20 protein-coding genes and 4 pseudogenes are annotated in these 26,914 nt (G+C 37.9%); 6 read left to right on the top strand and 18 right to left on the bottom strand.

Annotated features, from left to right (window positions below; all coding sequences use genetic code 11):
* Positions 1-26 precede the first annotated feature (26 nt).
* The 3 genes from ACOMCU_RS23310 to ACOMCU_RS23300 all read right to left on the bottom strand — a co-directional run bounded on the left by ACOMCU_RS23310 (position 27) and on the right by ACOMCU_RS23300 (position 4,560).
* Positions 27-1,379 carry an NAD(P)-dependent oxidoreductase gene (locus ACOMCU_RS23310; protein ID WP_421051568.1) on the bottom strand — a complete coding sequence of 451 codons (1,353 nt, stop codon included), beginning with the start codon at positions 1,377-1,379 and terminating at the stop codon, positions 27-29.
* 403 nt (positions 1,380-1,782) lie between these two features.
* Complete coding sequence (gene hydA / locus ACOMCU_RS23305) at positions 1,783-3,186, bottom strand: dihydropyrimidinase (protein ID WP_421051567.1); 1,404 nt, start codon at positions 3,184-3,186, stop codon at positions 1,783-1,785.
* A gap of 129 nt (positions 3,187-3,315) precedes the next feature.
* Positions 3,316-4,560: a Zn-dependent hydrolase gene (locus ACOMCU_RS23300; RefSeq protein WP_010858874.1), complete on the bottom strand. Its 1,245-nt coding sequence runs from the start codon at positions 4,558-4,560 to the stop codon at positions 3,316-3,318.
* Between the two features lie 153 nt (positions 4,561-4,713).
* Here ACOMCU_RS23300 and ACOMCU_RS23295 point away from each other — a divergent pair, with 153 nt between their 5' ends.
* From ACOMCU_RS23295 to ACOMCU_RS23285, 3 genes are all read left to right on the top strand, one after another.
* Positions 4,714-5,883: a PucR family transcriptional regulator gene (locus ACOMCU_RS23295; RefSeq protein ID WP_421051566.1), complete on the top strand. Its 1,170-nt coding sequence runs from the start codon at positions 4,714-4,716 to the stop codon at positions 5,881-5,883.
* Positions 5,884-6,129: 246 nt separating this feature from the next.
* A complete protein-coding gene (locus ACOMCU_RS23290; RefSeq protein WP_421051564.1) occupies positions 6,130-7,491 on the top strand; it encodes an aspartate aminotransferase family protein in 1,362 nt (453 codons plus the stop codon).
* 17 nt (positions 7,492-7,508) lie between these two features.
* Positions 7,509-9,029: a CoA-acylating methylmalonate-semialdehyde dehydrogenase gene (locus tag ACOMCU_RS23285; RefSeq protein WP_421051563.1), complete on the top strand. Its 1,521-nt coding sequence runs from the start codon at positions 7,509-7,511 to the stop codon at positions 9,027-9,029.
* Positions 9,030-9,201: 172 nt separating this feature from the next.
* Here the strand turns inward: ACOMCU_RS23285 and ACOMCU_RS23280 are convergent, their stop codons facing one another.
* From ACOMCU_RS23280 to ACOMCU_RS23240, 9 genes and pseudogenes are all read right to left on the bottom strand, one after another.
* Entirely contained in the window at positions 9,202-9,534 is a 333-nt protein-coding gene (locus tag ACOMCU_RS23280; protein ID WP_421051561.1) for a DUF378 domain-containing protein, read from the bottom strand.
* Positions 9,535-10,224: 690 nt separating this feature from the next.
* Positions 10,225-10,716, bottom strand: coding sequence for a methylated-DNA--[protein]-cysteine S-methyltransferase (locus ACOMCU_RS23275; RefSeq protein WP_421051560.1), 492 nt, complete (start codon positions 10,714-10,716; stop codon positions 10,225-10,227).
* The gene (locus tag ACOMCU_RS23270) at positions 10,709-11,617 is read right to left on the bottom strand and encodes a DNA-3-methyladenine glycosylase family protein (protein ID WP_421051559.1); all 909 of its coding nucleotides are present in this window, start codon (positions 11,615-11,617) and stop codon (positions 10,709-10,711) included. Before ACOMCU_RS23270 ends, ACOMCU_RS23275 begins: the two co-directional genes overlap by 8 nt.
* Before the next feature lie 12 nt (positions 11,618-11,629).
* A complete protein-coding gene (locus ACOMCU_RS23265) occupies positions 11,630-12,190 on the bottom strand; it encodes a bifunctional transcriptional activator/DNA repair enzyme AdaA (RefSeq protein ID WP_421051557.1) in 561 nt (186 codons plus the stop codon).
* A 21-nt stretch (positions 12,191-12,211) separates the two neighbouring features.
* Positions 12,212-12,982, bottom strand: a complete 771-nt coding sequence (locus tag ACOMCU_RS23260) for an isocitrate lyase/PEP mutase family protein (RefSeq protein ID WP_421051556.1) — start codon at positions 12,980-12,982, stop codon at positions 12,212-12,214.
* Positions 12,983-13,395: 413 nt separating this feature from the next.
* Positions 13,396-14,598: pseudogene (locus ACOMCU_RS23255) on the bottom strand (IS110 family transposase).
* A gap of 346 nt (positions 14,599-14,944) precedes the next feature.
* Complete coding sequence (locus ACOMCU_RS23250) at positions 14,945-15,238, bottom strand: hypothetical protein (protein ID WP_010858864.1); 294 nt, start codon at positions 15,236-15,238, stop codon at positions 14,945-14,947.
* A 216-nt stretch (positions 15,239-15,454) separates the two neighbouring features.
* A pseudogene (locus tag ACOMCU_RS23245) lies at positions 15,455-16,062 on the bottom strand (SDR family NAD(P)-dependent oxidoreductase).
* Between the two features lie 357 nt (positions 16,063-16,419).
* The gene (locus ACOMCU_RS23240; protein ID WP_421051555.1) at positions 16,420-17,199 is read right to left on the bottom strand and encodes a CsxC family protein; all 780 of its coding nucleotides are present in this window, start codon (positions 17,197-17,199) and stop codon (positions 16,420-16,422) included.
* Between the two features lie 709 nt (positions 17,200-17,908).
* Here ACOMCU_RS23240 and ACOMCU_RS23235 point away from each other — a divergent pair.
* Positions 17,909-17,980 (top strand): annotated as a pseudogene (locus tag ACOMCU_RS23235) (YjcZ family sporulation protein); the annotation flags it as partial.
* A 237-nt stretch (positions 17,981-18,217) separates the two neighbouring features.
* Positions 18,218-18,337: a YjcZ family sporulation protein gene (locus ACOMCU_RS23230; RefSeq protein WP_010858859.1), complete on the top strand. Its 120-nt coding sequence runs from the start codon at positions 18,218-18,220 to the stop codon at positions 18,335-18,337.
* 371 nt (positions 18,338-18,708) lie between these two features.
* On the opposite strand, the pseudogene ACOMCU_RS23225 reads toward ACOMCU_RS23230, so the two are convergent.
* The 4 genes and pseudogenes from ACOMCU_RS23225 to ACOMCU_RS23210 all read right to left on the bottom strand — a co-directional run bounded on the left by ACOMCU_RS23225 (position 18,709) and on the right by ACOMCU_RS23210 (position 24,097).
* A pseudogene (locus ACOMCU_RS23225) lies at positions 18,709-19,115 on the bottom strand (SAM-dependent methyltransferase).
* A gap of 347 nt (positions 19,116-19,462) precedes the next feature.
* Positions 19,463-20,125, bottom strand: coding sequence for a peptidylprolyl isomerase (locus ACOMCU_RS23220; RefSeq protein WP_421051554.1), 663 nt, complete (start codon positions 20,123-20,125; stop codon positions 19,463-19,465).
* Between the two features lie 126 nt (positions 20,126-20,251).
* On the bottom strand, positions 20,252-23,023 hold the full coding sequence (gene dinG / locus ACOMCU_RS23215; protein WP_421051553.1) for an ATP-dependent DNA helicase DinG: 2,772 nt from the start codon (positions 23,021-23,023) through the stop codon (positions 20,252-20,254).
* A gap of 588 nt (positions 23,024-23,611) precedes the next feature.
* A complete protein-coding gene (locus ACOMCU_RS23210; protein WP_421051552.1) occupies positions 23,612-24,097 on the bottom strand; it encodes a hypothetical protein in 486 nt (161 codons plus the stop codon).
* A gap of 442 nt (positions 24,098-24,539) precedes the next feature.
* Between ACOMCU_RS23210 and ACOMCU_RS23205 the strand changes: the two genes are divergently transcribed.
* The gene (locus ACOMCU_RS23205; protein WP_010858853.1) at positions 24,540-25,814 is read left to right on the top strand and encodes a cation:dicarboxylate symporter family transporter; all 1,275 of its coding nucleotides are present in this window, start codon (positions 24,540-24,542) and stop codon (positions 25,812-25,814) included.
* A 462-nt stretch (positions 25,815-26,276) separates the two neighbouring features.
* On the opposite strand, the gene ACOMCU_RS23200 is transcribed toward ACOMCU_RS23205, so the two are convergent.
* Both ACOMCU_RS23200 and ACOMCU_RS23195 read right to left on the bottom strand, forming a co-directional pair.
* Entirely contained in the window at positions 26,277-26,534 is a 258-nt protein-coding gene (locus tag ACOMCU_RS23200; RefSeq protein WP_421051551.1) for a hypothetical protein, read from the bottom strand.
* Positions 26,535-26,634: 100 nt separating this feature from the next.
* Positions 26,635-26,769 (bottom strand): sigma factor, encoded by a 135-nt coding sequence (locus ACOMCU_RS23195; RefSeq protein WP_421051583.1) that lies wholly within the window; start codon positions 26,767-26,769, stop codon positions 26,635-26,637.
* Positions 26,770-26,914: the final 145 nt, after the last annotated feature.

The following is a 26,914-nucleotide window of genomic DNA, read 5'->3' as shown; positions in this document are numbered from 1 at the left end:
AAGTATAATCCTCCTGCTGCATGCAGTTATGCAATCTCGCTAGGTTTTCGTAAACGCTCATGTATCCTGTAGGCTGCATCTTTGCCTTGCTGAACAGCTGTAACAACCATTGCCTCACCTTGTCCATTTCCAAATACGACATCACCACATGCAAACACTTTGTTATTTGACGTTTGCATTGTCGCTTCGTCAATATCGACAACACCGTTGGTATGCTTTAAATTAAATGCTTCAAACAATGACACAAAGCGTGTCTGACCAATTGCTTTAATGACAGCATCCACTTCAATCATAAAATTGGAGCCTTTAATTTCTTGTGGTCTTTGACGACCATCAGCCCCGGCCTCACCCAATTTCATTTTGATGCATTCAATCGCTACTACCTCACCGGCCTGATTACCAACAATTTTTTTCGGAGCTGTCAGCCACTTAAACTCCACACCATCTTGTTTGGCAAATTCAAATTCGAATTGGTATGCAGTCATTTCTTTTTGTGTTCTTCTATATAGAATTTTCACATTGTCTGCACCCAAACGAACCGCACATGTCGCACCATCAATTGCTGTATTCCCCGCACCGATGACCGCTACTCGTTTGCCAACTAAATCTGTTGAAAGCGGGCCGATTTTTGTTGTCCTTACAAATTCGATTGCATCATGCACACCAACTAAATCTTCACCTTCAATACCGACATTCGGCACAGCTCCCATACCAACCGCCAAAATGACACTGTCATATTGTTGTAAAATCTCATCCGCCGAGATATCCACGCCTACTGTTGTATTTGTTTTAATGTCTACGCCAAGCTTCACAATTTGCTCGATTTCCCAATCCACTACCTCGTTTGGCAGGCGGAAAGACACGATGCCATAGTTCCCTAAGCCACCAGCTTTCGCTTCGGCTTCATATACTGTGACACGATAACCAAAACGACTAAGCTCGCGCGCAGCTGATAACCCAGCCGGCCCCGCGCCAATAACGGCTACTTGTTGTCCATTGCTTTGTCCTTTCTTAAATAGCTCAACATTCGACTCCATCGCCCAATCGGTTGCATAGCGCTGTAAGTGGCCGATTCTTATTGGTTTTGTTGAGGAATTTAACACACATGCCCCTTCACATAACTCTTCTGTCGGACATACTCGCGCACAGCTTGCACCAATCGGATTTGCCTCTAAAATCGTAGTTGCCGAACCTTTCATATTACCTGAAGCGATTTTCTTAATGAAATTTGGGATTTGAATGCTCGTCGGGCAAGCTGTTATACAGGGTGCATCGTAGCAATATAAGCAGCGATTTGCCTCTTCTATTGCTTCATTTTTTGTCATCCTGCTTGTTAATTCAACAAAATTTCGGTCAAGTTGCGAAGTCATTGAAACCATTTCCACATCCCCCTCATGTGTTGACTTTTCCTCGCTCGCTTGTTTTCGCTCTCCAGACAGAAACAAGCGGGCATTCACGAAAAAAAGATTAATTATGCCTCGGCATAATTGCGTCCAGATTCGGCTTTGCACTTAGGCCTGCACGATGCAAATCAGTTAGCCTAAGTTCACTCCTTTCCGATTCTGTGACATCCGCCAGAGGCATTAGGCCAACATGATGTTGGTCACTCAGTCGTTGCCACAGGACGTGCCGTTCTTAGACTGAGTTCCTCTATTTCATCAGGTGTTTGGACACCCGCTAAAAAAGTAACTTAAACCCGCATTCATCTCACCACCTCTAGAAGTGGGAGACTTCTGTACCTGTTGCTACGCTTTCGGTACAAAAAATATTTGCTGAAAGAAGTTACATTTTTATAGTTTCTGCAGTAGCCGGTTTTAATCCACGTTTTAGATATTGGCCACTACCTAATACCCCTACGAATTCTTTATCCTTAATGACATACTGACCGCGTACAAGTACACTGATAGGTTCCCCAGTAACTTCCCAGCCTTCATACGGGTTATAATCCACATTCATATGATGCGTTTTGGCAGAAATTTCGCGTTTTACATGTGGATCAAAAATAACAATATCGGCGTCAGAACCGATAGCAATCGTGCCTTTTTGCGGGTATAAACCGAAAATTTTTGCAGCACTTGTAGAGACCATATCGACAAACTCATTGATTGAAATTTTGCCTGTTGTCACGCCTTCTGAATATAAGATACTGAAGCGATCTTCGATAAACGGCCCACCATTTGGAATTTTAGAGAAATCATTTAAGCCTAATTGTTTCTTGCCATTGAAACTAAATGAACACTGATCCGAACCAATTGTTTGTAATTGTTTCGCTTTAAGGGCATTCCATAAATGCTCTTGATGGTATTTCGGACGAAGTGGTGGTGACCAAACATATTTTGCTCCCTCAAAACCCGGCTGTGCTAATGCAGACTGATCCAGTGTTAAATAAGGTGGACATGTTTCCCCATACACGTCGTAACCTTTTTCACGCGCTGCGATAATTTCATCTACGGCCTCTTTGCAAGTGACATGCACAACGTACAGCTTCGCACCTGCGATATGAGCCAGTTCAATAGCCCGATTCGTCGCTTCACCTTCCAATTCTGCTGGACGCGTAAGTGCATGATAGATTGGCTCTGTATGACCTGCTCGTTTCGCTTCTTCTACAAGTTCATCAATGACGGAGCCATTTTCACAGTGCACCATCACGACAGCGCCTACATCTTTAGCGATTTTAAACGCTTTAAATAACGTACGATCTGTCGCTTGGAATTCTTTTGCATAAGCCATGAACACTTTCACAGACGTAATGCCTTGCTGCTCTAGTAATAACGGTAATTCCGCTTCTGTCTCAGGTGTTAAATCCCCAATCATTAAATGGAAACTGTAGTCGATTGCCGATTTGCCCTTTGCTTTTGCATGCCACTTTTCTACAGCTGTAGAAAGCTTCTCTTCTCCAGCTGTTAAACAAAAGTCTAAAATGGTTGTCGTGCCACCAAATGCGGCTGCAATCGTACCTGACTTCCAATCATCATCAGTTACTGTGTTGTTAAACGGCATATCTAAATGCGTATGTGGATCAATTCCGCCTGGCATGACATACTTGCCCGTAGCATCCACTATCTCTGCCCCTGAGATCATTAAATTTTTTCCAATTTGCACAATTTTTCCATTTTCAATGAAAATATCTGCCTCATACAAATCTGAAGCCGTTGCAACAAGTCCACCTTTAATAATTTTTTTCATACTCCCCCACACCCTTCGTTTCTAATTAATAGCTATATGAATCAATTTCATAACTCACTTTTCATAGTAATAAAGGCGAGTATTATTAAAGAAAATAAAGTAATTGCGCTTTCCGTGTGCAGCAATCGGTTAATGTAACGTGTATGTCTCACCCATGCTGAACTTTGTTTGCAGTGTCAAAACCGTCTCCAATAGCACATCCGCACCCTTAGCACAGTCTTCAAATGGTGTTTCTTCTTCTTCACAATGACTTTTCCCATGAATACTCGGCACGAAAATCATTGCTGAAGGAATCATGCTGGCAATATACTGTGCATCATGACCAGCCCCACTAAACATTCGATGAGATCGATAGCCGAAGCCCTGACTTGATTTTTCCACTTCATTGCAAATCAGTGCATCAAACAACACGGTATCTCTCCCCCATAGTTTGACTGGCTGAATGTTACAACCTTTTTCTTCTGCTGGTAGATTTTTTAGTACTTGTTCAACTTTTAGCATCACCTCAGGGTTTTGGTGACGTGAATCAATCGTAAACGTTACTTTATTTGGTATGACGGTATGAATATTAGGAGACACATTCATTCGACCAAATGTGTACACCAGTGTTTCATCGATTTTTCCAAGCTGTTCATGTAAATACGTAATGATTGTGGACGCTACGATCATCGGATCTTTACGCATCGACATAGGTGTTGTCCCCGCATGATTTGATTCTCCAGAAATGGTGATTTCATAACAAACCATACCTAAAACGCCTTCGACAACACCAATCTCGAATTGCTTTGCCTCTAGTACAGGCCCTTGCTCAATATGCAGTTCAATATAAGCAAGCGCTTCAGTTAAACGGTTATCCTCTTCCCCCTCATAACCACTTTCTTGAAGCGCCTCTTTAAAGGTAATGCCATTTTTATCGACAGACTGTAGCATTTTATCTTTTTCGAATTTGGAAGAAATCACACCCGAGCTCATCATTGCCGGATCAAATCGAGCGCCTTCTTCATTCGTAAAATTGACAATCATTAATGGCACATCTAGTTCAATTTCATTTTCCTTTAATGTTCTGATTGCTTCTAATGCCGTTAAAACGCCTAAAACACCGTCAAATTTCCCACCCTTTTCAACCGAGTCTAAATGTGATCCCATGACAATGGGGGGAACCTCTTTTTTCCCTGGTAGCATTGCATAGATATTTGCCATATCGTCTACTATAATATCCATACCTAGTTCTTCACAGCACTTACAAAAGTAGTCCCTTGCTAAAAGATCCTCATTCGAAAGAGACAAACGAGTAACACCCCCATTTGGCGTTGCTCCAAATTGACTAAATTGTTCAATTGACTCTTGCAATCGTCTACTATTACATTTATACATATGCAAGTCCTCTCTTTCACATTAGTAATTGAAGGTTCATTTATATAAATTTTAAGATAGAAAAAAACGGTGAGATATAGATATAAACCTAAAAAAATATGTGCATCTGCACATTATATATGGTAAGTTATGTTCATATTAAGGGGGGGTATTATGGGGACAATTCGCAAAATTGTGGAGGGAGTTCAATTCCCTATGCTATCATTAGTAGCTGGTCATAGCGGTTTGTATCGTAGAGTTACAGGTATTAACGTAATAGAGAGCATTGATTTAATTATGTTTTGCCGACCAAATGAATTAGTCGTAACGACAGGCATCAACCTGTCTCAACAAGACGATGCCTTGGAACAGCTAGTTAAACTAGCCTTTTCTAAAAAAGTAGCGGGCTTTATTGTCAACACGGGTCCTTATATTCCAGACATTCCTGAATCGGTTATTACTTTTGCTAACGAGCACGATTTCCCACTTTTTCAAATGCCATGGAATTGTCGTGTAGCCGATCTTTTAAAAACAACCTTTCAATTCATCGCTACGCATCAGCAAGAGCATTCTGTAGAAGAAAAAATCCTTTATAACTTACTATTTCACTACAAACAGCATACAAATTCTATTAAAGAAAGTTTACTCCAACTCGGGTTTCCACAAGGTAGAGAGCTAGCAATCATTTCTTGCACAACCATTGGCGGACAATCCAGCATTGACCGTTATGAGGTCATGATACAGTTCGCATTTCAACATAGATATAAGCGCTTCTTGAAACTGAAGCATAAAAATCACCTCATTTTTTTAATCGATCGAGCACAAATCAATACACCAAATATCCCCTTCTCAAAAATAGTGGAAGAAATTTACAACAAAATTTCACAGAAAAATGGTGATTTAGATATTATCATTGGCAAAGGAAACTATCATAAAGAACTTGACAATGTTCGTAAAAGCTATGAAGAATCACTAACCGTTATCCAATTAGCCCAGCTGCATAATAATCGATTCTTATACAAATATAAGGAGATTGGCGCATATAAAATTATCATGGCTGTACAAAATCAGAAGTTAATCAAATCATTTAGTCAAGATATACTGGGTCAACTTTATCAATATGATGATCTGCACAATACAGATTATGTACCGTTTCTCCGCATTTTTCTCGAGGAAAATGGCAGTACAAGTAAAATTAGTGAACGACAATTTATTCATCGCAACACGGTTCTTTATAAAATCAAAAAAATTGAGATGCTGTTAGATATGGATTTAGCTAACCCATTTACAAAAACCAATCTTTATATAGCCTTTTTAATAGAAGATGTTTTGGCGCATCACTAATCGAATTTTGTCGATATGTGCATTTGCATAATTTAATATATCAGAATCTTCGGTCAATAGTTTTCTCTTCTAAACCACCTTATGTATTCATATAAAGTATCAATGGAGTTGTCTGAGAAGTATGTTTGGGATACCTCTATCAATATCAAAAGAAAGCAGTATAACACATGACAATCTAGCCCTAAACTGCTGTCATAGATTGCTTGCATAACATGCTGCTTATGTTAAAAGGAGAGATAATCGACAGTGACGAATTTAACAAGTCAAAATTGGCAAGTAAAAGATGAACAGTATGTTTGGCACTCGATGAAACCCTACAATCCCAATGCAACCATGATCGTACAAAAATCAAAAGGTGCTTGGATTACAGACACAACGGGCAAGCGATATCTAGACGCTATGTCTGGATTATGGTGCGTCAATATTGGTTACGGTCGAGAGGAAGTCGCAAAGGTAGCTTACGAACAATTACTTGAAAATACCTATACACCATTATCAGTTGGCCACATCCCTGCCATTCAATTAAGCGAAAAAATTAGTGAGCTTTTGGGTGATGATTATGTAGTCTTTTTCTCCAATAGTGGTTCCGAAGCCAACGAAGCTGCATTCAAGATTGCCCGTCAATATCATCAACAACAAGGATTTGTAAACCGTACAAAATTTATCTCTCGGTATCGTGCCTATCATGGGAGCACAATGGGCGCCTTAGCCGCAACAGGACAAGCCCAGCGCAAATACAAGTACGAGCCGTTAGCACCGGGCTTTATACATGTCACACCACCAGATGCTTATCGTGCCAATGAAGATCATATTAAAGATCCTGTCGCTTTGCCATCCGTACAGGCAATCGATCAAGTAATGACCTGGGAAATGTCCGATACGATTGCAGCCGTTATTATGGAACCAATTATTACAGGTGGCGGCGTAATTATGCCTCATGAAAACTACTTGCAAGGGGTTAAAGCTGTTTGTGAAAAACACGGGGCACTTCTAATAGTTGACGAAGTAATTTGTGGCTTTGGCCGTACAGGCAAAGCATTTGGCTTTCAAAACTATGGCATTCAGCCCGATATTGTCACAATGGCAAAAGGCTTAACGAGTGCCTATATGCCACTATCTGCAACTGCCGTGCGACGTGAAATTTATGAGGCTTTTGTAGGTAGCGAAGAATATGACTTCTTCCGCCATGTCAACACATTTGGGGGCTCACCTGCAGCCTGTGCAGTGGCATTGAAAAATATCGAAATTATGGAGCAAGAGAATTTATTTACTCGCGCTGAGGAACTCGGCACTCTCCTACTTGCTGAATTACAAGAGCAATTACAAACTCATCCGAATGTCGGTGATATTCGTGGAAAAGGCTTACTAATTGGCGTAGAGCTTGTGAGCGACAAAAACAGTAAAGCACCACTAGACACAGCTGAAGTCAACAAAGTGATTAGCTTATGCAAAGACCAGGGATTAATCATTGGGAAAAATGGCGTTACAGTTGCTGGTTTCAATAATATTTTGACACTTTCGCCACCGCTTATTATTACCTTAGATGAGAAAGATTTCATTGTCGAAAGATTCACAAATGCCTTAAATGCGCTTCAGCAACAGTCATAATAAGGAGGAAATAAACTATGGTAACCAATACAGAAGTAAAAGAATTAGGTCATTTTATTAATGGAGAGGTCGTTCCAGGCAAAAGTGGTCAGTTCTCCGATGTCTTTAATCCAAGTGCGGGATCAGTCATTGCCCGTGTGCCACTTGCCACAAAACAAGAGGTACAACTTGCCATCGAAACGGCAAAAAAGGCATTCCCAGCTTGGCGTGCGCTGTCCGTTGGAAAACGAGCTGAGATTGTCTTGAAATTCCGTAACCTACTAACCGAGCGTATGGATAAATTGATTGACCTCATTTGTACAGAAAGTGGCAAAACCATAGAAGATGCTAAGGGTGAAATTACACGAGGCATAGAATCTGTAGACTTGGCCATTAATGCCCCTCATCTATTAAAAGGTGAGTATTCCGTAAACGTTGGCGGCCATATCAATGCCTACTCTACTAAAGTACCACTTGGTGTTGTAGCAGCGATTTCACCATTTAACTTCCCTGTTATGGTCCCACTTGCTATCACAAGTATGGCGGTTGCAGTCGGAAATTCCGTAATTTTAAAACCATCTGAACGCGTTCCATGCTCAGCTCTATATTTATCAGAACTTTGGAAAGAAGCTGGTTTACCAGATGGCGTTTGGACCGTTATTAATGGCGATAAAGACACAGTCAACGAGCTGTTAACAAACCCTACAGTTGAAGCTATTTCGTTTGTCGGCTCAACACCAGTTGCGGACTATATCTATGCAACCGGTTCAAAGCACGGAAAACGTGTCACAGCATTAGGGGGCGGTAAAAACAATATGATTGTTATGCCTGATGCTGACTTAGAACAAGCTGCAAACGCATTTTTAGGCGCAGCCTACGGGGCAGCATCTCAACGCTGTATGGCGATTTCAACGATTATACCGGTTGGCGAAGACACAGCTAATCAGCTTGTCAAAATACTAGCCGCTAAAATCGCCAAATTAAAAGTCGGTCCATACACCGATGCCGAAGTTGATTTTGGACCTGTAATTACGCAACAATCCAAGGACGCCATTATCGGTTTTATCGACCGTAGCCTAGAAGCAGGTGCAACATTAGTTTGCGATGGTCGGCACCCAGACATCGCCAAAAACTCAAACGGCTTCTATTTAGGACCTACCCTATTAGACAACATTAAACCAGGTATGGAAATTTATGAACAAGAAGTATTTGGTCCAGCCCGTAATGTGGTGCGTGTAGATACACTAGAAGAAGCTATCCAATTAATCAATGAACATGAACTGGGTAATGGCGTCACAATTTTCACCAATAACGGTGGCGTCGCTCGTAAATTCACAAGTGAAATTGAGGTAGGTATGGTCGGTGTAAACGTGCCCATCCCTATCCCAGTAGGCTATCATAACTTTGGTGGTTGGAAGCGTTCAAAATTTGGCGAAGGGCATATGTTTGGCCCTGACCAAGTCCGCTTCTTCACGAAAGCTAAAACAATCTCAGAAAAATGGTTTGAGGAAAATAGCACATCCACCTCAACATTTGCTTTTCCAAGTAATCATGACTAATCGCACAATACGCTAAAGCCTAAAGCCGTCTCAATTATTTGAGACGGCTAATTTTGTATACAATGACGGATAGAACCCGCAAAGTGACGGATAGAAGTCACGAAATGACGGATAGAACTGGCAAAACGACGGATAGAACCGTCTACTTCCATCAACTTCAAACTTGAAACAATTATTTCTTCTTAGAAGCACCATTTTTTTTCTCCGTTTTTGGCACATCTGTGAAGTCTACTTCTTCACCAGCTTCCATGCTGTAGTTAGGATTACTGTAATTACGGGTATTTGTATCTGTAATAACCTCATCCTCATCATCGAATCGTTTCATAAGAATTGGTATAGAGATTAGTCCAGCTAAACCTACAAGAGCATAAACCCACCTTGACAATACAGCCGTTTGCCCACCAAATAAATAAGCGACTAAATCAAATCTGAAAAATCCTATGAGTCCCCAGTTTATCGCACCGATAATGACTAATACTAAGGCAATCCTATATAATACGCCCATCGTGTAACACCTCCTTCGTTTTTGAGACGTAGCTGTTGTTTGGTAAAGCAATGTGCCTCTCTATTCAGCAAGCAAAACTGCTAAAGCTGTTATAGCAATAGAAGCCAACAATTGCACCGGCCATCTATAGTGCGCTTTTTCAACGTTTGTAATAATAACAGCCGATTAAGCTGTATTTTGACAATCGTCCTAAAGAACACCTGCGATGACGCATTCGTATTTTTTGCAATAACCGTTTTTTTATACAAAGTCCTGCTAGCGATGAAAAGTGAATCGTATGAATACTGGGAAAAATATTAGCCATCATTACGTTAACAAAAAGTAAGCGCCAAATAATGCAACACTAGTCATTCAGTGAGCATTATTTGGCGCTTATGAAGAAATATTAAATTTGCATCAATATTTATTTTCCGAAGAATTTCTACTCCATCTTTCCCTAATAATAATCAGTGATCATACTACTTTAAACGAGCACGAAAAAGCAACCTGCTTTATTCCGTTAACTTGCTTGCTACACTTACAACGTTCGTTTTTCAGCAATATGCCTGTTTAAGCAACATCTGCAATCGGAAAAGCAGTTGGGCAATGCAAAGATTTCATCATCACATAAATTTCCCTCCATGCACCAATGCCTTTAATCGCCATTAAAGATTTTTTTGGTATGCAGATAATCAGCTTATCCGTATTACGTTATTTGAGTTCATGGCGAAAGTGAGCTTTTTCATGTTGAAGCAGCCATTCCTTTCTCCACAAACCACCTTCATAACCGGTTAATGTTCCATTTGAACCGATAATACGATGGCAAGGAATGACGATACTTAATTTATTTTTACCGTTCGCACTTCCAACTGCTCTGACCGCTTTTTCATTTCCAATGGATATGGCAATCTCTTTATAAGACCCTGTTTCAGCGTAAGATATACCGGTTAATGCATGCCAAACCGCTTTTTGGAATTCTGTCCCTTCAAAGATATAAGGAAAAGTAAATGTAGAGCGTTCTCCCTGAAAATATTCATGCAGTTGCTCCCTACAATCCACTAAAATCTGGGGCGTATCAGCCTGCTGAACATTCACAATATTTTTTTGTGTAGAAAACATGATGGCATGAATGTATTCAATTGAACCAATAATTTCTATTATGCCAATGGGTGATTCGTAATCTAGTTTGTACTGTTTATTCATATAAAGACCTCCATAGATAAAAGGTAGCATAGGCCTGCCAACCCTTCCAATGTGTTGCTATTTGTGAAATTTCCTCTAGTGTTGGTTTTTGCTCTAGTCCTTGTTGAATTTTTAATGCGTTATGTAAACCAACATCTGCAATCGGAAAAGCAGTTGGGCAATGCAAGGATTTCATCATTACATAATCTGCCGTCCATGCACCAATGCCTCTAATGGCCATTAAAGATTTTTTGGTATGCAGATAATCATCTTGTTGTAGTAAACTTTCTTTTGTTAATGCACCACTTGCCATAAGCTGTGCGATACCAATGATGTATTCAGACTTCCTAACGGTAAATTGTAATTGCCTCAATGTATCAACCGAAATGGTAGCGATCTTTTCATATGTCGGAAACAGCCAATAGGTCTCTCCTTCAAAAATTAGATTTTCCCCAAATTGTTCAACAAATCGTTTTTTTAATGTATAGGCGAATGTTAAGTTTATTTGTTGTCCTATGATTGCCCAGACCAGCGCTTCGAATAAATCTGGCATGCCCATCAGCCGTAATCCGTAATATTTTTGCGCAAGAGGCTGCAAAATGGTATCTTTCTGCGCCATTTCGTAAAATTGCCTCAAGTCTTGAGCTAAATCAAACCATGCCCATAAATAGGCGGCAATTTTTTCGCGAGTGCTTCGTGAGGGTGACGTAAGAGGGAAATCCACCTGAATCGAATTTTCGTTATACCCAATTTTACATAAAATGAATTCTTCATCGAATTTTAGTAACTTATATAAATAATCACCATTTATGCGATGCAGGAGCTCTTGCTCGGACCGTCCTAAAAACACCAAGCATTGCGTAAAATCGAATGCGCTAGGTGTATGCATTTCTATATAGGATTTACAATCAGACCAATTCATATCCATCACTCCTTATCTATGAAGATTGCGATATTCTGTAGGGGAACAATGATTTAAACGTCTAAATACTTTATAAAAATTGGATGGACTTTGAAAGCCAATATCATAACAAATTGCTAGCATTGTCCAATCTGTGCTTTTTAGAAGATGTGTTGCTTTGTCAATTCGTATTTTTTCTAAATATCGACGTGGTGTTTCAGCAGTTTCTTGTTTAAATAGGCGTTCAAGATAAAACGGGCTAATACCAACATTGTTAGCAATATCCTGTAATGTTAGCTGTTGTTTATACTCTTTTATCAAAAAAGTTGTTACATTTTTGATGAGTTGAGTATGTGGAGAATTTTCAACCTCGGGCTGGCACCTTTTACAAGCACGAAAACCAGCTCGTTCAACTGCTTGAATATTATCATAAAAATCCACGTTGATTTTTTTCGGCTTTCTCGATTTGCATGAGGGCCGGCAATAGATTTTAGTGGTTTTCACAGCAGTATAAAATTGTCCATCATAAGTGTCATCACATGCGATAATTTTATCCCACATTTCATCAAAAGTAAGATTGATGTTATGCTCCACTGCATTCCCTCCCGTGTTTAGCTATTGTTCATATAAAAATGAAGTATCCTGCGTTTCAATTAATTGTTTGGCATTCTTTGTCATATAGGCAATAATTTTATCTGATAATGCATTGCCAAAGCTAAAACGTTTAACCCCTAATTCTTTAAGAATAGTACAATTCGTTATTCCAGGTAAAGACATTAGATTTATCGGTGCATCAACGGTCAACGTCAGCTCTCTTATTTGCTGATAATCTGTCATCCCTGGAATAAATATACCGCTAGCTCCACTTTCCACATAAGCTTTCGCTCTATTTAATGTTTCGAGAAAAGGCTGCTCCTCAAGAAAATAAGTATCCGTCCTAGCATTAATATAGAAATCTCGAAAGCCATGATGATCTAACATGGTTCTCATTTGTGCTAAAAGGTTACAATGTTCCTTTATTGTTCTAAGTCCCTTTTGTTCTTTCAGTGAATCCTCTATATTAATACCAGCAACGCCAACATCTGCAGTCCTTAAGACATTTTCAAGAATCGTTTCGGTGGTATTGCCATAACCAGCTTCAATATCTGCCGAAACGGGTATATTTACATTTTCTGCAATCGTTTTAATAATAGCTAAATGTCTGTTAAAATCTATTAATTCACCGTCTGCGTAACCAAGTGAGTTGGCAATTCCCCAGCTTGTTGTACCAATTGCTGTGAAACCCGCTTTTTCAAGCGTTAACGCAGATAGTAAATCCCAGGCATTCCCTATAAATAATAGCTCTTGTGATGCATGTAGCTCATTAAATGCTTGTATTCTAGTCATGTTCTTGCCTCCCAACTGTTTATAGCCCTCATAGTAACAGGGATTCCGTCTCCATTTCGTCCTCATTCTTGCTATTATGGTCTTGACAATCAATTGATCAAAAAAAGAAAGCATACTAATCGTAATCAACTTATCTTGGTTATCTTATTGAATACAAAAATCGTCAACGACAGTATGAGCCGTAATGATGATAGGCACATAAATAAAAAATGTATGTATAAGAAGTAAACAAATAAGACCACCCATCAGAGTGGTCTTATTTGTTATGTATTCTTCAACTAAACCAGCTAATAGGTTGTCAATATCTATTTGTAAAATGGCACTTTTCTTTATGTTATACTGTTTTTGGGCATACCAAATAGCCCTCCAAGTGCATTGTGGAAGGCTTTTCATCTAATGGTCAATTTAATAAATTAAGATAAATCAAGGAAAACTTCTTTCCTCTTTAATAAAGCATATATCCATTGAAGAAGTTTATTAATACAAGCAACTAACGCAAATTTTGAAGGTTTTCCTTCTGACCGTTTCTTGTCATAAAACACTTTGAGTTTTTTATTTCTAGAGCTTCTTATTCCACACAAAACAGCTAAATATAAACTGTGCCTTAGCCTACTAGAACCACGTTTAGTAATCCGATTCGTTGTCGCTGTGAATTTTCCTGACGAATAAACACTCGGATCAATTCCAGCGTAGGCCACCAATTTCTTAGGGTGATTAAACCGATCCATTTCCCCAATTTCAGAAATAATCGTTGCAGCGATCTTTTCATCGATTCCAGGGATTGATTGGATAATCTTATATTCTTCTATTTCACTTGCCAGGGATATCATTTGGCTCTCTAATTCCGAAAGGTGTCCTTGGTATTGAAATAGGATATCAATATACATATGCAGATTAAATAAGTGACTTTGATACATCACCTTCTGAAAAGGATTTTGATGGGCTGAATCTATCAGTTTTCTTGCCTTTTCTCTTGCCCATAGGGCAGAACGACTCGGACAATACTCACGTATACTATTTGATAGATTATCCTTGTTAGATTCTAGAACTTTTTCTGACGTTGGATATTCTTTCAATATCAACAAAGAGACTTTAGAAAAAAGATCTCCAAAAACTTTTCTATATTCAGGGAAAACCTGATCTAAAATAGTATGAAATTGCAGCTTAGCTTCCACATACATGTTCGTTATAATCTCCTGTTGTCTCGATAGATTACGAAGGTTTAGAAGCTGAATCCCTCTCATTTTATAAGGTTCAAATTCCTCTTTGTAATAGAGAACACATAATTGATAGGCATCGAAGGCATCTGTCTTTACCTTTCTTAAACTTGACTTCTTTGCTTGATAAGAGATGATTGGATTTAACAAAATATAAAGTATTTCATTTTCTTCTAAGCATTGAATAATCGGTGTATGATAATGACCTGTTTATTCCAAAATGACAACAGGCTTACTCCCTGTTATCGATCTAATTTCTCCTAAAAATCCTATAAACTTGTCTAACTCTTCACGATTATGCTTAATTGAAAAATTTCCCCCATACGGCTTTCCTTTTTCTAAAAAAGCTTGTACTTCACTTTCATCTTTAGCTACATCAATACCCACTACTGGGTTCATTTTTTCTCCTCCTACAGCGTATTCACCAGTAACCCCTATTACCTCCAAGTACGAGATCTAAGTCCCAACCAGCCTCAAACATATTTCTACAAGTAGGGGGTGAACAGTTTAGTTGACGGGATCAATGTCCCACGACCCCGTACGTTCTACCCTGGCTACTGTTAGATTAAATCTAAATAAAAAAAGTTCAACCAGAAAGTTCTGGCTGAACTATATAATACGAACGCCCCCGTTAGCCATCCATGTAGCGCAAAACCAGCGCTACACCACAGAGAATGAAAGATTATTACGTTCTTTCATGGGAGTTTAAGTGTATTCATTCACAAATTAAGTTGATTTTGCCTAATCACATTTTTATACTGCTATATTTTTTAATTATTGTAACTAAAACCGCAAGAAGAAATACGATAAGACTATTTATTAGTAAATAATAGGCAAGATTCAACCCATAGAATACCGCAAAGGCATCACGAATAATAAATAATGCTAATGCACCTCCTAGTCCACCAAATACACCTGCTAGTAGTAATATTATGAAAGCAGCAAAATATAGGTTTTTCCCTTTTTTGAAAAACACAAACCCAATCACATTTGCAATAACGATAAAAAAGCCCATAAGTATTATGAAAAAACTATCCATTTAACTCTTCCTCCATAAAAACATACTTTACCAGTAAAACTAAAAACATTGTTGAACTATTCTGCTCCGTTAGTTCAATAAAGAAAAAAGGGCTGCCTTAGCAACTCAATGGTCTTTAATTAACACACCTCGTTAGTTGAATTTGAACTAATCTTTCAGAGGAATTAATTAAAGAGTGAATGAATTTTTAATACCCAAGCAATAATACGCCATCGTTTAGAAACATACTGACTTCTTTTTCTTTTTTACACTATCGTAAATTTGCAAAGCAGTTTTTTTTGGAGAAGTAACCCAAAACTTTTTATCTTTATCGCCTTTAGCCATATTCGTATCAACGAACCCGCATTTAATATCGGTTACTAAAACGGTTACCTTCTGCATCTTTAACTTTTGACGAATACTGATTAGGTAATTAGAAACAAAGGTTTTTGAAGCATTGTACGCAGGTACAGTAGGATTCGCCATTACGGCTCCAATTGAAGATATCCCTACTATATGTCCAGAATTTTTTGATAAAAAATACTTATATGCAACATTAGGCATTACTACAAATCCTGAAACATTTACATCGATTGTCTCTTTTTCAAAATCTAAGTTCAAATGAGGGTTAAGATGGCCCACACCAGAGCTAATAATAATTAAATCCATCCCTTCCATCTCTTGTAGAAGGTTCTTCGTTTCATCAATGTGTGAAACATCGATACACTTGATAAATGATTTATGCGGTAATTTTTTTGAAGTGCAAGTAGATTATCTGTCCTTCTTGCAACTAACCCAACTATATACCCATCATACGATAAAACCTTTGCAACTTCTTCACCAATTCCAGAACTTGCACCAATGACTATTGCCTTTTTAATATTGTCATCCCTTTTCTCCTTAAAAAGGCGTAGTAATACCTTTCTTTATTCTTCCTAACGAAATGATCAGCCTCTCTCATTCATAGCAATTATTTATTCTCATCAATACCAACTATGTAAATGAAAAGCATTCTTTAATAAGAGTATACTTCGTTTTACTAAATATACAAATTGAAGAAAAAAAAACCAAGTTTAAAATGATTGCAAAAAGGCAGTTGAAAGTTCGATTCAACCGAACTTTCAACTGTAAACTCAAATATTGTTTTTTTCAGTGCCCTCTAAATGCCCCTTTTTATCTATTTTCTCCTCTAAAACTAGAGATTAATAAAGATCAGTAGAAGGACTAACTGGAGGAGTAAGTCCTGAAAGAACAGGCGTTACTACACTACCCGCCGCAAGACGGATTTGTTGAACTTGTAGTACTTTCACAGTAAGATCCAGTACGATTTTTTCACGCAATGTGCTGAAAGTACCTTCAGGTCTTGCCATAGTTGGTGAAAAATCAAGTTCAAAGAAGTTTGCAGCTACTAACTCGCCAAATGGTTGTTCATTGTATTTCACGAGGTTTTGGAAGAAAAACTTATCCAATCGAGCATCCAGTTGGGTATGTTCATTAAGGAAGTTCACTTCGGCAAACTCGGAAATTCCTAAGATTGGAGTAGGGCCTCCAGCTTCTTGTGGGAAAGTGAGGTCTGCAAAACCAGAAAACGGAACATCGGCAATTCTATCTCGAAGTGCCCCATTACATTCTGCTGAAGCATATTCTATATTTTTACGAATATGTCCTGCTACAAATAATTTAGCCCGTGTTACCCTAAAAAAGTCAGTGCCAGCAATACGTGTAAATCTAACCGGTACCAGTTTAACTTGATTCAGGAATACATTTTTTTTCACTCTTTTGATTTCAGTTGCTGCAGGATTAAGCGTAATATCTGACTCCACAACAATTTGAAGTGTTGGTTCTGCAAGAACTACCGGTATTTTAATAATTGGAGTGGAAAGCGGTGAAGCGATGACTGGGGTATTCGCACTAGATAATGGTGTTTGTTCAGTTGATGATACAGGACAAGGTTGGATCTGATTATCTAATTGATCACTCAAAATATTCCCTCTTTTCATTTAATAGTATAGAGAACTCTCTCTATATAGCTAGAGTATGTAGTAATCAAATCTATGCATAGACGTTTTACTTGTTCTTTTACTCATTTTAATAAAGGGAAATTTTGAGCTAAGAGATAGGTTTTTAATTATCCTCTAGTCCCTTGGCTATCATAATTGCCTCGAATTTGCTATACTTGTGTACCTTTGGAAGGATGAAATAATTGTTTCGAATAGCTTTTAAATAGCCGTCTAGAATCGGTAAAAAAACCTTTGGCTTAGAATCGTGTACTTCCTTGCTTTCCCTTCCAAAGCTATTCCTTGGAATGCTTCTTCAGGTTGCTCCACAATAGTTTCATATTATTCATTAATCTATAAATTCGAAACGACCATATAATTGTTCCCAAGCCCACTCCTGATTTAATCCAGACGCAATGATTTCGGAAAAATTTAAGTGGTATGGATTAAGCTCTGCCATTGCTTTAACCTATCCAAGCAGCTTCTAACTGTTTTTTGTGTACTCATAATACGTAAACACGATTATTTATTCATCAAAAGAAAATATTGATTAGATAAACACCTCCATTCCTTTTTACAACTAACATATTATAGATTGTAGAAAGGAGGGTTTTTTATGGGATATTCCGGAAATGTAGGTAATTACAACAACAATTGTTATTACGGAGGCTATAATAGCGGTGGCTATGGTGGCGGTTCCTCATTCGTCCTAATTGTTGTTCTATTCATCCTTTTAATTATTGTCGGCGCTAGTTTCTTGTATTAATCTTTATAATCCTCCGTTGCTTGTTAACACCGCATTGAAATATATATTATGATATGGCTAATTTAGCCTTACGCCCCCTTATTTCAGGGTCACTTTTACAAAGGTGACCTTTTTTCATTAAATCTCTTGATATAACTTGATTATTATTTTTAAAATTTATTTTATTGAATAGATAAATATCGCAACTCCATTTGACAACTATACATATTATAGAAAATAGAAAGGAGGGAAGTTATTATGTCTCAAGATTATAGTAGTGATTATGGCTCTAATTCTGGTTCAAAATTCGCCCTAATTGTGGTTCTATTCATTCTTTTAATTATTGTCGGCGCTAGTTTCATGCATAAATCTTATTAACATTTTAATTTTTCAGGTGTAAAGAGTTAATATAGAAGGCTAGCACCTTCATTATTGGCAACTATCAATAATCTACCTTCTCCCTTCTGCGAATTATCATAATAGTAGTATAATGCAATCTATCAGCTTTATTCACTCCTGTTATGACCAAAGGGTCACCCCCAGCCTGGTGACTCTTTTTTATTCATAAATGTCAAATGTCTAAGTGTACCTGTTTAGCAAACGTAATATGGTAGTGTCATGAGTAATCTACAAATTCAATTCTTTTGTTCACTTCCAAATAGAAACACGCTCCCCATAAATAATTGGTCACTTTTTGAATTGGAAGTGACCTTTTTTTTACTTACAATTTCCTCAAAGTGTTCAGTAACTTACTTCATGAACACGAGCCAATGTGTCTTACTTCTACGATTACTGAAAAGTGGACTAACACCAATCGCTTTTAAAACTTAGCCAAGTTTTATTTGGTCCTCATTCCACTTAAAAATAAGTGTTCCGTTTGTCTTCAAAACTCTCATACATTCATTGAATCCTTTTGAAATATCACCTTGCCAAGTATCTTCATCAAGTCCAACCATGATTCCTCGCCTGCTTTGAATAAATGTGGCGGATCAAAAACGACTAAATAAAAACTGGTGTCCTCAAATGGCATGTTTCTTAAATCCGCTAATATATATGGATTAACCTCTAATTTTCGACCATCACATAACGTATCGCTTGTTTGGCGAATATCCATATACAGTGCATCTTCATTTTGTTTGTCGAACCAAAATTTCAATCACTCCTTACGCAAATTGGAAGCTGCTATTGATTTTAATTTTCTATTTCCAGTATTCTACAGCGTTCTTTCTATCATTTACCATTTCTCTCAACAGGTTGATGCCTTTATCACCTCATCTACGCATCGAGTCGAAGTAACTCGCTACACTGTGGATTTTTACGAGTAAACCTGATGAAAACTAGAGTACCCAGAAAAATTAAACGGCTTGAGTCCATTAAAATATAGGGCTCAAGCCGTTTAAGTATTTTATTATTTTGACTGTCTCCTTGTCAGAGAGCAGTTTTTTATGCTGCACTATTACTTACAAAGTCATCAAATTAGTATGTTTCGGATTGTCATACTCTCTATTTTTGTACTTTTGGAGCAGGGTAGTCAAAACCCTTCGTATCCACTTCGACCTTTTTCATTTGCTGATCTTCTAACGGCTTATTTGCACTATCTCGGTCAGCGGCAACAATTGCATCAACTGTTTCCATTCCCCCGATTACTTTCCCAAAAGAAGCATAATCACCGTCAAGGTTTAGTGCTTCTTCCACCATAATAAAAAATTGAGATCCTGCAGAATTCGGATCATCTGTCCGTGCCATTGAAATAACACCACGTTCGTGTTTTAGATTATTTTCAAAACCATTTGAAGAAAATTCACCTTCAATGGAATATTCTGGTCCACCTGATCCATTTCCTAAAGGATCTCCACCTTGAATCATAAAACCAGGGATAACTCGATGGAAAATCAGACCATCATAGTACCCTTCTTCAACTAAGGAAATAAAATTAGCTACCGTATTGGGAGCTGTAGAAGGCTCTAATTCAATCACAATTTTTTCATCATTGCTCATGGTAATCGTCACAATCGGATTTTCTTTCACAGCTGATGAATAATCTGTTTTTTTGCCTGATTCCTTAGCCGTCTTCTCCTCTTCTGCTGATGTGCCACAACCCGTCAAAACAAAAGCTACTGCCATCAGACTAAAGACAAAACAAAATACTTTATAACGCCCTGACATATTCTTGTCAACTCCTCTAAATAATCAGTTTACTAATAGATAACCTACACTACTTTATATATGCACTGATATTGAACTCTAACGTTTCACAAAAATCCCCTAAGTCTTAATTTAGGGGATTTACAGTTATTTCTGCCAATTACTTAATTCTTTCAACAACTCAGGCAACTGCAATTTCTTGACATCAATTGGCGGCAAGGCCTTAATAAATTCCTTGCCATATGATTTTGTGCTGATGCGGCGATCCAAGACGATAAAGGCACCTTTGTCTTGTGATGAGCGGATCAACCGACCAAAGCCTTGTTTAAAGCGCATGATAGCTTCCGGTAATGACAGTTCATTAAAGGAGTTGTGCCCTTGCGCTACTAGGTGTTTCGCACGCGCTTTAAAGACAGGTTCCTCTGGTGACGAGAACGGCAGACGTACGACAATGACAGAGGCAAGTGCGTCGCCTGGTACGTCAACACCTTCCCAAAAGCTGTTTGTACCAAAGAGCACCGCATGACTAAATTTTTGGAATGATTTTAGGATGCGCATGCGACTACCGCCTGTAACGCCTTGTGCAAAGAGCATGTAGTCGTCGAGCAGCTCACTGTCTTGGATGAGCTCAACCGTTTTTCGTAACATGTCCTGCGCTGTAAATAGCACGAAACAGCGTCCTTCCGTCATACGAACTGTGCGTGTGATGGCGTGCGCAACCGCTTCAATATATTCATCCTGCGTGACATGTTGAATATCCGGCATATCTGTAACGATATAGGCCTTGGCACCGGCATAATACGCTGGTGGTGCCTGTAATTGTACTACTTGTACACTATCGGAAATGCCGAGTTGTCGTGTAACAAAACGTTCATTACCTGGCACAGTTAACGTCCCTGATGTCCACACGATACTTGCTTGTCTTCGAAGTGGTGCAAGTACTTTTTCAATAATTGGCGTCACATTAATGGGCTTTTTATAGACACACAGACTACCTGGTACACTGCGTAAATCAAACTCAAGCCATACAGAATTATCTTCCTGTGGGGCAAGGAAAATTTCTTCCCATTCGACGACTTTCAGCTTCATTTCGTGAATCCAATAATGCCACTCTGATAAAATGAAAATTTCATTTTTATCTAATTGTTCGATATCGTTGTCAAAGGCTTGGCCCGCTTCCGTTGCTAGGTCTAACCACTGCTGGAGAAGCTTGCTAACGTGCAAGAATGGCTCTTTCGCCAAAGATACGTCCTCCAAAAACAAGGTGCATTTGCTACCTATTTGCTTGCCCTTTATTTGTTGCTGCATTCTTTGTACGGCACGCTGAATGGTCTCATCAAAAACACGTTGAAGGCGGATAAATTGTTTATCAAGTTGCTGTAAGTGTTGCATGGGTACGCGCTGTTTTTTCTTGGCAGCTTGGCTAAATTGCTGAAAGAGCGCTGTGTCCTCCATTGTACCAATTTGTCCAAACACATATTTCCACTGCGTATAGGATAAAACTGTTTCATCTTGTTGCATGGCAGATTGAATAAATTGATGAGCCTCATCGATAATCCAACCGTCAATTTGTGTAAAAATAGGTGTTTGGCGTACTAAATCGCTGAGTACCATCGAATGATTGGTTACAATACAATCAGCTGCTTCACTATTTTTTAACGCTTGTTCATAGAAATCGAAGCCCTTTGACGGTTTTTCATCTGGCATTTTACGAATTTTTTCTAAAAATAACTGCCCTCCGCCTGATACATTAAGCTCGCTTAACACACCCGTTTCCGTTTTGGTAAGCCATACGAGCAGCTGTAAAATCGTAAAGGTATCATCATAGGATTCGTCCGCATAGGCCATATACTGTTCAAAGCGTGTGAGGTCAATATAATGCTGCATCCCTTTTAGGACAGCAATATTGACCTTTGTGCCGAGGATTCTTTCAATTTTCGGAAGTTCCTCTTCCACAAGCTGTTCCTGTAAATGTGCTGTGTACGTACTGATGGCAATTTTTTTATTGTGTGTACGGGCATATAAAATGGCAGGTAACAAGTAACCGACCGTTTTGCCGATGCCTGTTGATGCCTCAATGACACATTCTTCTTTATCGTTAAGCGCCTGCCAGATCGTGTCCATCATCGCAAATTGTGCTGGTCGTTGCTCGTAATTCGGCAAAGCTTTTGCCATGAGCTCCTCTTTATCGACAGCTGTTTGTGGGTAAGGTGCTAATTCCAGCTTATTTGCATATTTTTTTCGTCCATCACAAATAGCAAAATTACGGAAATAGGAAACGTTGTCATGTGTTGTGACATGTTGACGTTTAATTTGCAGTGCCTCAAAGAACAGCTGAGATAAATTTGATTTTAAACGGAACGAACGCTTATGCATTTGTTCGAGTGTCAGTTGAGGTAGACTAAGTAGCTCCTTCCAGCATTGTTTGAAAAGCTCAGCCGTGGCACGTGCGTCATCATCCGCTCGATGTGCGTTGGCTAGCTCAATATTTAAATCTGCTGCTAAATCACCTAGCTTAAAGCTTAATGACATAGGGAATAAGATTTTCGCTAGTTCAACAGTATCCATTTTCTTGCCTTGCCATTTTGGTAAACCCGCTCGCTTAAACTCTGCTTGTAAAAAGGATAAGTCAAAATCCGTATTATGCGCGACAAACACACAATCGGTAATTAGTTCATATATGTAGTCGGCATGCGCTTCAAACGGTAAGGCATCCTTTACATCCTCATCCGTAATTTGCGTTAAATCTTGAATGAAGGATGGAATGGCTTTACCTGGATGAATAAACTTCGTATACGTACGCTCAATTTCCCAATCCTTCATAATAACAATGGCAATTTGAATCATCCGGTCACCATTTGCAGGCGAATGACCAGTTGTCTCCAAATCTACAATTGCATACTTTTGACTTTCCATCATACATCTCAACTCACAGTTCACATTTGATAGATGAATTTTATCATAAAACTATGTATCAGGTCATGCTTCTGTCGTTTTTCATTCGCTTCTTTTGAGTGATTTAAGCGTTTAGTCAGAAAGGTTGAGCGGTTTTCATGAAAAACTGGGCTACTTCAATTCTTCCTGTTGAAGCTGTTCAATACTTTTATTCTTTTATCCTCTATTAAGAGTTTCAATCTGTTTTATTGTTAGAATGAAGCAAGAGGCATTTTTTAAAACAGAAAAAAATCCTGAGGTTTTTGTAAAAGTTCCCCATTATTCCCAGATCGAAATGGAGAAAGAGTAATTTATTGCATTGCATATAACGAAGCATCTAGCCCATCGTTTAGAAATATAATTGTCATATTATTTTAAAAAACGAAAGATGGAATGAAAATTCAATTTCACTCCATCTCTTTAAACAAACTTATTATTTGTGAACAGCTTCGATGATGATGATTTCCAACTAGAAAATTATTCGACGAAAAAAGACAGCAAAACACTGTCTTAGTAAGAAGATAATATACACGTTGTTATAGATACGAATATTAAAAACACTTATCTAGTTTTTTAGGGAATTAACTCTACTTTTACCTTTAGTTTTATATCTGTAGGAGGCTCTTCCTCTTCTACTACGGAATATATGACATAAGCTCCTTCAGGTAATCCGTCAAATACCTGTTCAAAACTTTCTTTACTTTTTAAAATACCATTTGCGACATTTATTTCTCTATCTACATTTTGAATTTTGTAAAAAAAGCTTTCAGTACCAGTATTTAATAAGGATATTTTAAATGGAACACTACCAGCATAAGTAAAATATGATTTACTTTCACCTATAGGAGATGCTATTTCTGCATCAATCTCAATAGGGTGAAAACCTCCCTTTGGTTCTTCGTCTTTCTCCTTAGGAGTAGTGTCAAAGAAAACAGGTTCGTTTTTTTCAACTTGTGACGCTACTTTTGAAGATGATTCTTCTGTTTTAGATGAAAATGTATTACACCCTGATAAGAGCACAATAAAAATACAGAAACAAGCTAATTTATAAATTCTCATAACTTCCCCTATCCGAATTAGTAAATATTTGTAATTATACCATAAAGCACACATTGTTCTAAAGTATAAAAAAGATGAAAAGACTCTTTGTCCTTTCCTTCTTTATCTATCCCGACCAAAATTTTCTCCTCCCCTAATCACATATAGAGCACCAAGAAAAATCATGTCACCTCTATGAAATCTATAGCAATGAGATGATTTTTAATCAATCTGTAATATAAATAATGAACGTTACAAACTCTAAATTCGAAGATGATGTCATCTCGATACTTACGAAAATCGTCAAGCAAGGGTTACTATTACAAATTTTTTTGAAGTCATATATTCAGATATTTCTCAAAAATGAATTAATTTTTTATCGGATTTTGTCGGATTTCGTAAGTCCTCCGTATTATACAAGTAAGACATGTCTTAAAAATTTAATATTTGGAGGTACGAGGTTTTGAGGAAGAAATTTAAAATCAGTTTAGCCACGCAAATTTTAGTCGGTTTGATTTTAGGTATTATTGTTGGCGGTATCTTTTACGGAAACCCTAAAATTGAAACATATTTACAACCATTAGGGGATGTTTTTCTTCATCTAATTAAGATGATTGTTGTACCGATTATTATTTCGACTTTAATCGTAGGTGTTGCTGGAACTGGAGATATGAAGCAGCTTGGACGATTAGGTGGGAAATCACTTATTTATTTTGAAGTTATTACAACGGTAGCAATTGTTGTCGGATTACTTTCCGCGAATCTTTTCCAACCAGGCGCTGGCCTCAATATGAACGAGCTTTCTCAAGGAGATATCTCGAAATACGTTTCGACAACTGAGGAAGTACAACATGAAGGACCTTTCGATATTATTGTAGGTATTGTACCAACAAATATTATCCAATCTATGGCTGAAGGTGATATGCTTGCGATTATCTTCTTCTCCGTTATCTTTGGTCTGGGTGTTGCTGCCATCGGGGACCGAGGTAAGCCAGTTTTAGGCTTCTTCCAAGGTGTAGCTGATGCTATGTTCTGGGTAACGAACCTCGTGATGAAATTCGCTCCAATTGGGGTATTTGGTTTAATTGGTGTAACCGTTTCCAAATATGGATTCGCTTCTCTAATACCACTTGCTAAACTTGCTATACTTGTTTATGCAACAATGCTATTCTTTATCTTTGTCGTTCTTGCACTTGTGGCAAAATTCGCAGGTGTCAGCATCTTCTTCTTAATTAAAGTATTAAAAGATGAGCTGATTTTAGCATTCTCAACAGCAAGTTCTGAGGCTGTGTTACCTCGAATCATGTTAAAGATGGAGAAATTAGGTGCTCCAAAGGATATCGTATCCTTTGTTATTCCAACTGGTTACTCCTTTAACTTAGATGGTTCAACACTTTATCAAGCCATTGCTGCCTTATTTATCGCTCAAATGTACGGCATTCACCTAAGCATTGGTGAACAAATTACGTTAATGCTTGTATTAATGGTTACATCTAAAGGGATTGCAGGTGTTCCAGGCGTATCCTTCGTTGTACTTTTAGCAACTTTAGGTACTGTCGGCATTCCAATTGAAGGTTTAGCATTCATCGCAGGTATCGATCGTATCCTTGATATGGGACGTACAGTCGTTAACGTAATTGGTAACTCACTTGCGTCATTAGTAATGGCGAAATGGGAAGGCCGTTTCGATACAGAAAAAATGAAAAATTACTTTAAAGATAATGGAAACCTAGCATAAAAATTATCACGTTATATAGCATTGCACTGACCTAAAAATAACACAAATAAAAACACCTTACGTTGAAAAATGGGGATTGAATACCAAGAAATCAGCGTAGGGTGGTTTTTCTATGGATACAAGAATGTCCGAAATGCACCGACTTCATCACCCTGTTAGGAAGCAATATACATTTTATCCAGGTATCATTTGTCTCCGAAAAAGGTCCATTTTTTTATTACAGGCAGGACACATTTCTAATAGATAGCGTTTATGTTCAAAACAAATATTTATTGATTTTATATACAAGATTAGAGGATAATAGATAACTTTCTCATGATTCATCCAATTTCTTATGCAATCAGGACACCAAGAAAAGGATTCTTTTAGTAGATTTCTGAACAGGATTATATCTTTTAGTTTATATAAGGTAAGGTTGGACAGATCTTCTCTTTAGGTTAATATTTCCATTAATTTAATTAATTAGATTGCATTGTCCGTGAACCCATTTATTGTTTTAGCTCCTTCATAAAAACTATTACCTCCATAAATAGTGCTTCTTTTTAAATAGTCTTTATTCATTTTAGGAATTACTATCTTATTTATCAGGTCGCCAACATTGATGTTATGTTCATATGCGACTCTAATTAAATAACTACTAAAACTTTCAACTAATCCTGTTCCTATGCCGACTGGTTCCATATTGTATAAAACACTCGCTGTATATGAATGTTCTAGCAATAAATTACACCCTCAATTCTTATAAACTTTGTTTAATAACCCCTTAGATTGAAATAATAAAGTAAAATATAAATATATTTATAGACAAGTAATCTAACAATTATTCAAAACTGAGAATGGACTCAATTGCCAGCAGCACTGTTTGTTGGAATACGTCTAAAGCATCCTTCTCATTCCGAACATAACTATAAGCAATCCTATAAAGTTTCTCTTTTTCTTGTTTAAGTAAAAACAGCAGTGCTTCTTGGTCCCCTCAGATTGATTGTTTTACTTTCTTTTCGTTAATCGTCATGTTTTTTCACCATCCTATCTATTAGAGAGTGTACTTTCAAAAAAAGATGCACTTTTTTGAAATAAAAAAGACCTATTCAAATGAATTT

The organism is Lysinibacillus sp. UGB7 (genome assembly GCF_049058285.1).
In the GTDB taxonomy this organism is placed as follows: Bacteria; Bacillota; Bacilli; order Bacillales_A; family Planococcaceae; genus Lysinibacillus; species Lysinibacillus sphaericus_B.
This window is presented reverse-complemented; position numbering and strand designations above follow the sequence as displayed.

Bases quoted from the DNA above. Each gene is read 5' to 3' on its own strand.
- ACOMCU_RS23310 (WP_421051568.1), bottom strand. From the start codon at position 1,379: ATGGTTTCAATGACTTCGCAACTTGACCGAAATTTTGTTGAATTAACA.
- hydA (WP_421051567.1), bottom strand. From the start codon at position 3,186: ATGAAAAAAATTATTAAAGGTGGACTTGTTGCAACGGCTTCAGATTTG.
- ACOMCU_RS23300 (WP_010858874.1), bottom strand. From the start codon at position 4,560: ATGTATAAATGTAATAGTAGACGATTGCAAGAGTCAATTGAACAATTT.
- ACOMCU_RS23295 (WP_421051566.1), top strand. From the start codon at position 4,714: ATGGGGACAATTCGCAAAATTGTGGAGGGAGTTCAATTCCCTATGCTA.
- ACOMCU_RS23285 (WP_421051563.1), top strand. From the start codon at position 7,509: ATGGTAACCAATACAGAAGTAAAAGAATTAGGTCATTTTATTAATGGA.
- ACOMCU_RS23280 (WP_421051561.1), bottom strand. From the start codon at position 9,534: ATGGGCGTATTATATAGGATTGCCTTAGTATTAGTCATTATCGGTGCG.
- ACOMCU_RS23275 (WP_421051560.1), bottom strand. From the start codon at position 10,716: ATGAATAAACAGTACAAACTAGATTACGAATCACCCATTGGCATAATA.
- ACOMCU_RS23270 (WP_421051559.1), bottom strand. From the start codon at position 11,617: ATGAATTGGTCTGATTGTAAATCCTATATAGAAATGCATACACCTAGC.
- ACOMCU_RS23260 (WP_421051556.1), bottom strand. From the start codon at position 12,982: ATGACTAGAATACAAGCATTTAATGAGCTACATGCATCACAAGAGCTA.
- ACOMCU_RS23250 (WP_010858864.1), bottom strand. From the start codon at position 15,238: ATGGATAGTTTTTTCATAATACTTATGGGCTTTTTTATCGTTATTGCA.
- ACOMCU_RS23230 (WP_010858859.1), top strand. From the start codon at position 18,218: ATGTCTCAAGATTATAGTAGTGATTATGGCTCTAATTCTGGTTCAAAA.
- ACOMCU_RS23220 (WP_421051554.1), bottom strand. From the start codon at position 20,125: ATGTCAGGGCGTTATAAAGTATTTTGTTTTGTCTTTAGTCTGATGGCA.
- dinG (WP_421051553.1), bottom strand. From the start codon at position 23,023: ATGATGGAAAGTCAAAAGTATGCAATTGTAGATTTGGAGACAACTGGT.
- ACOMCU_RS23210 (WP_421051552.1), bottom strand. From the start codon at position 24,097: ATGAGAATTTATAAATTAGCTTGTTTCTGTATTTTTATTGTGCTCTTA.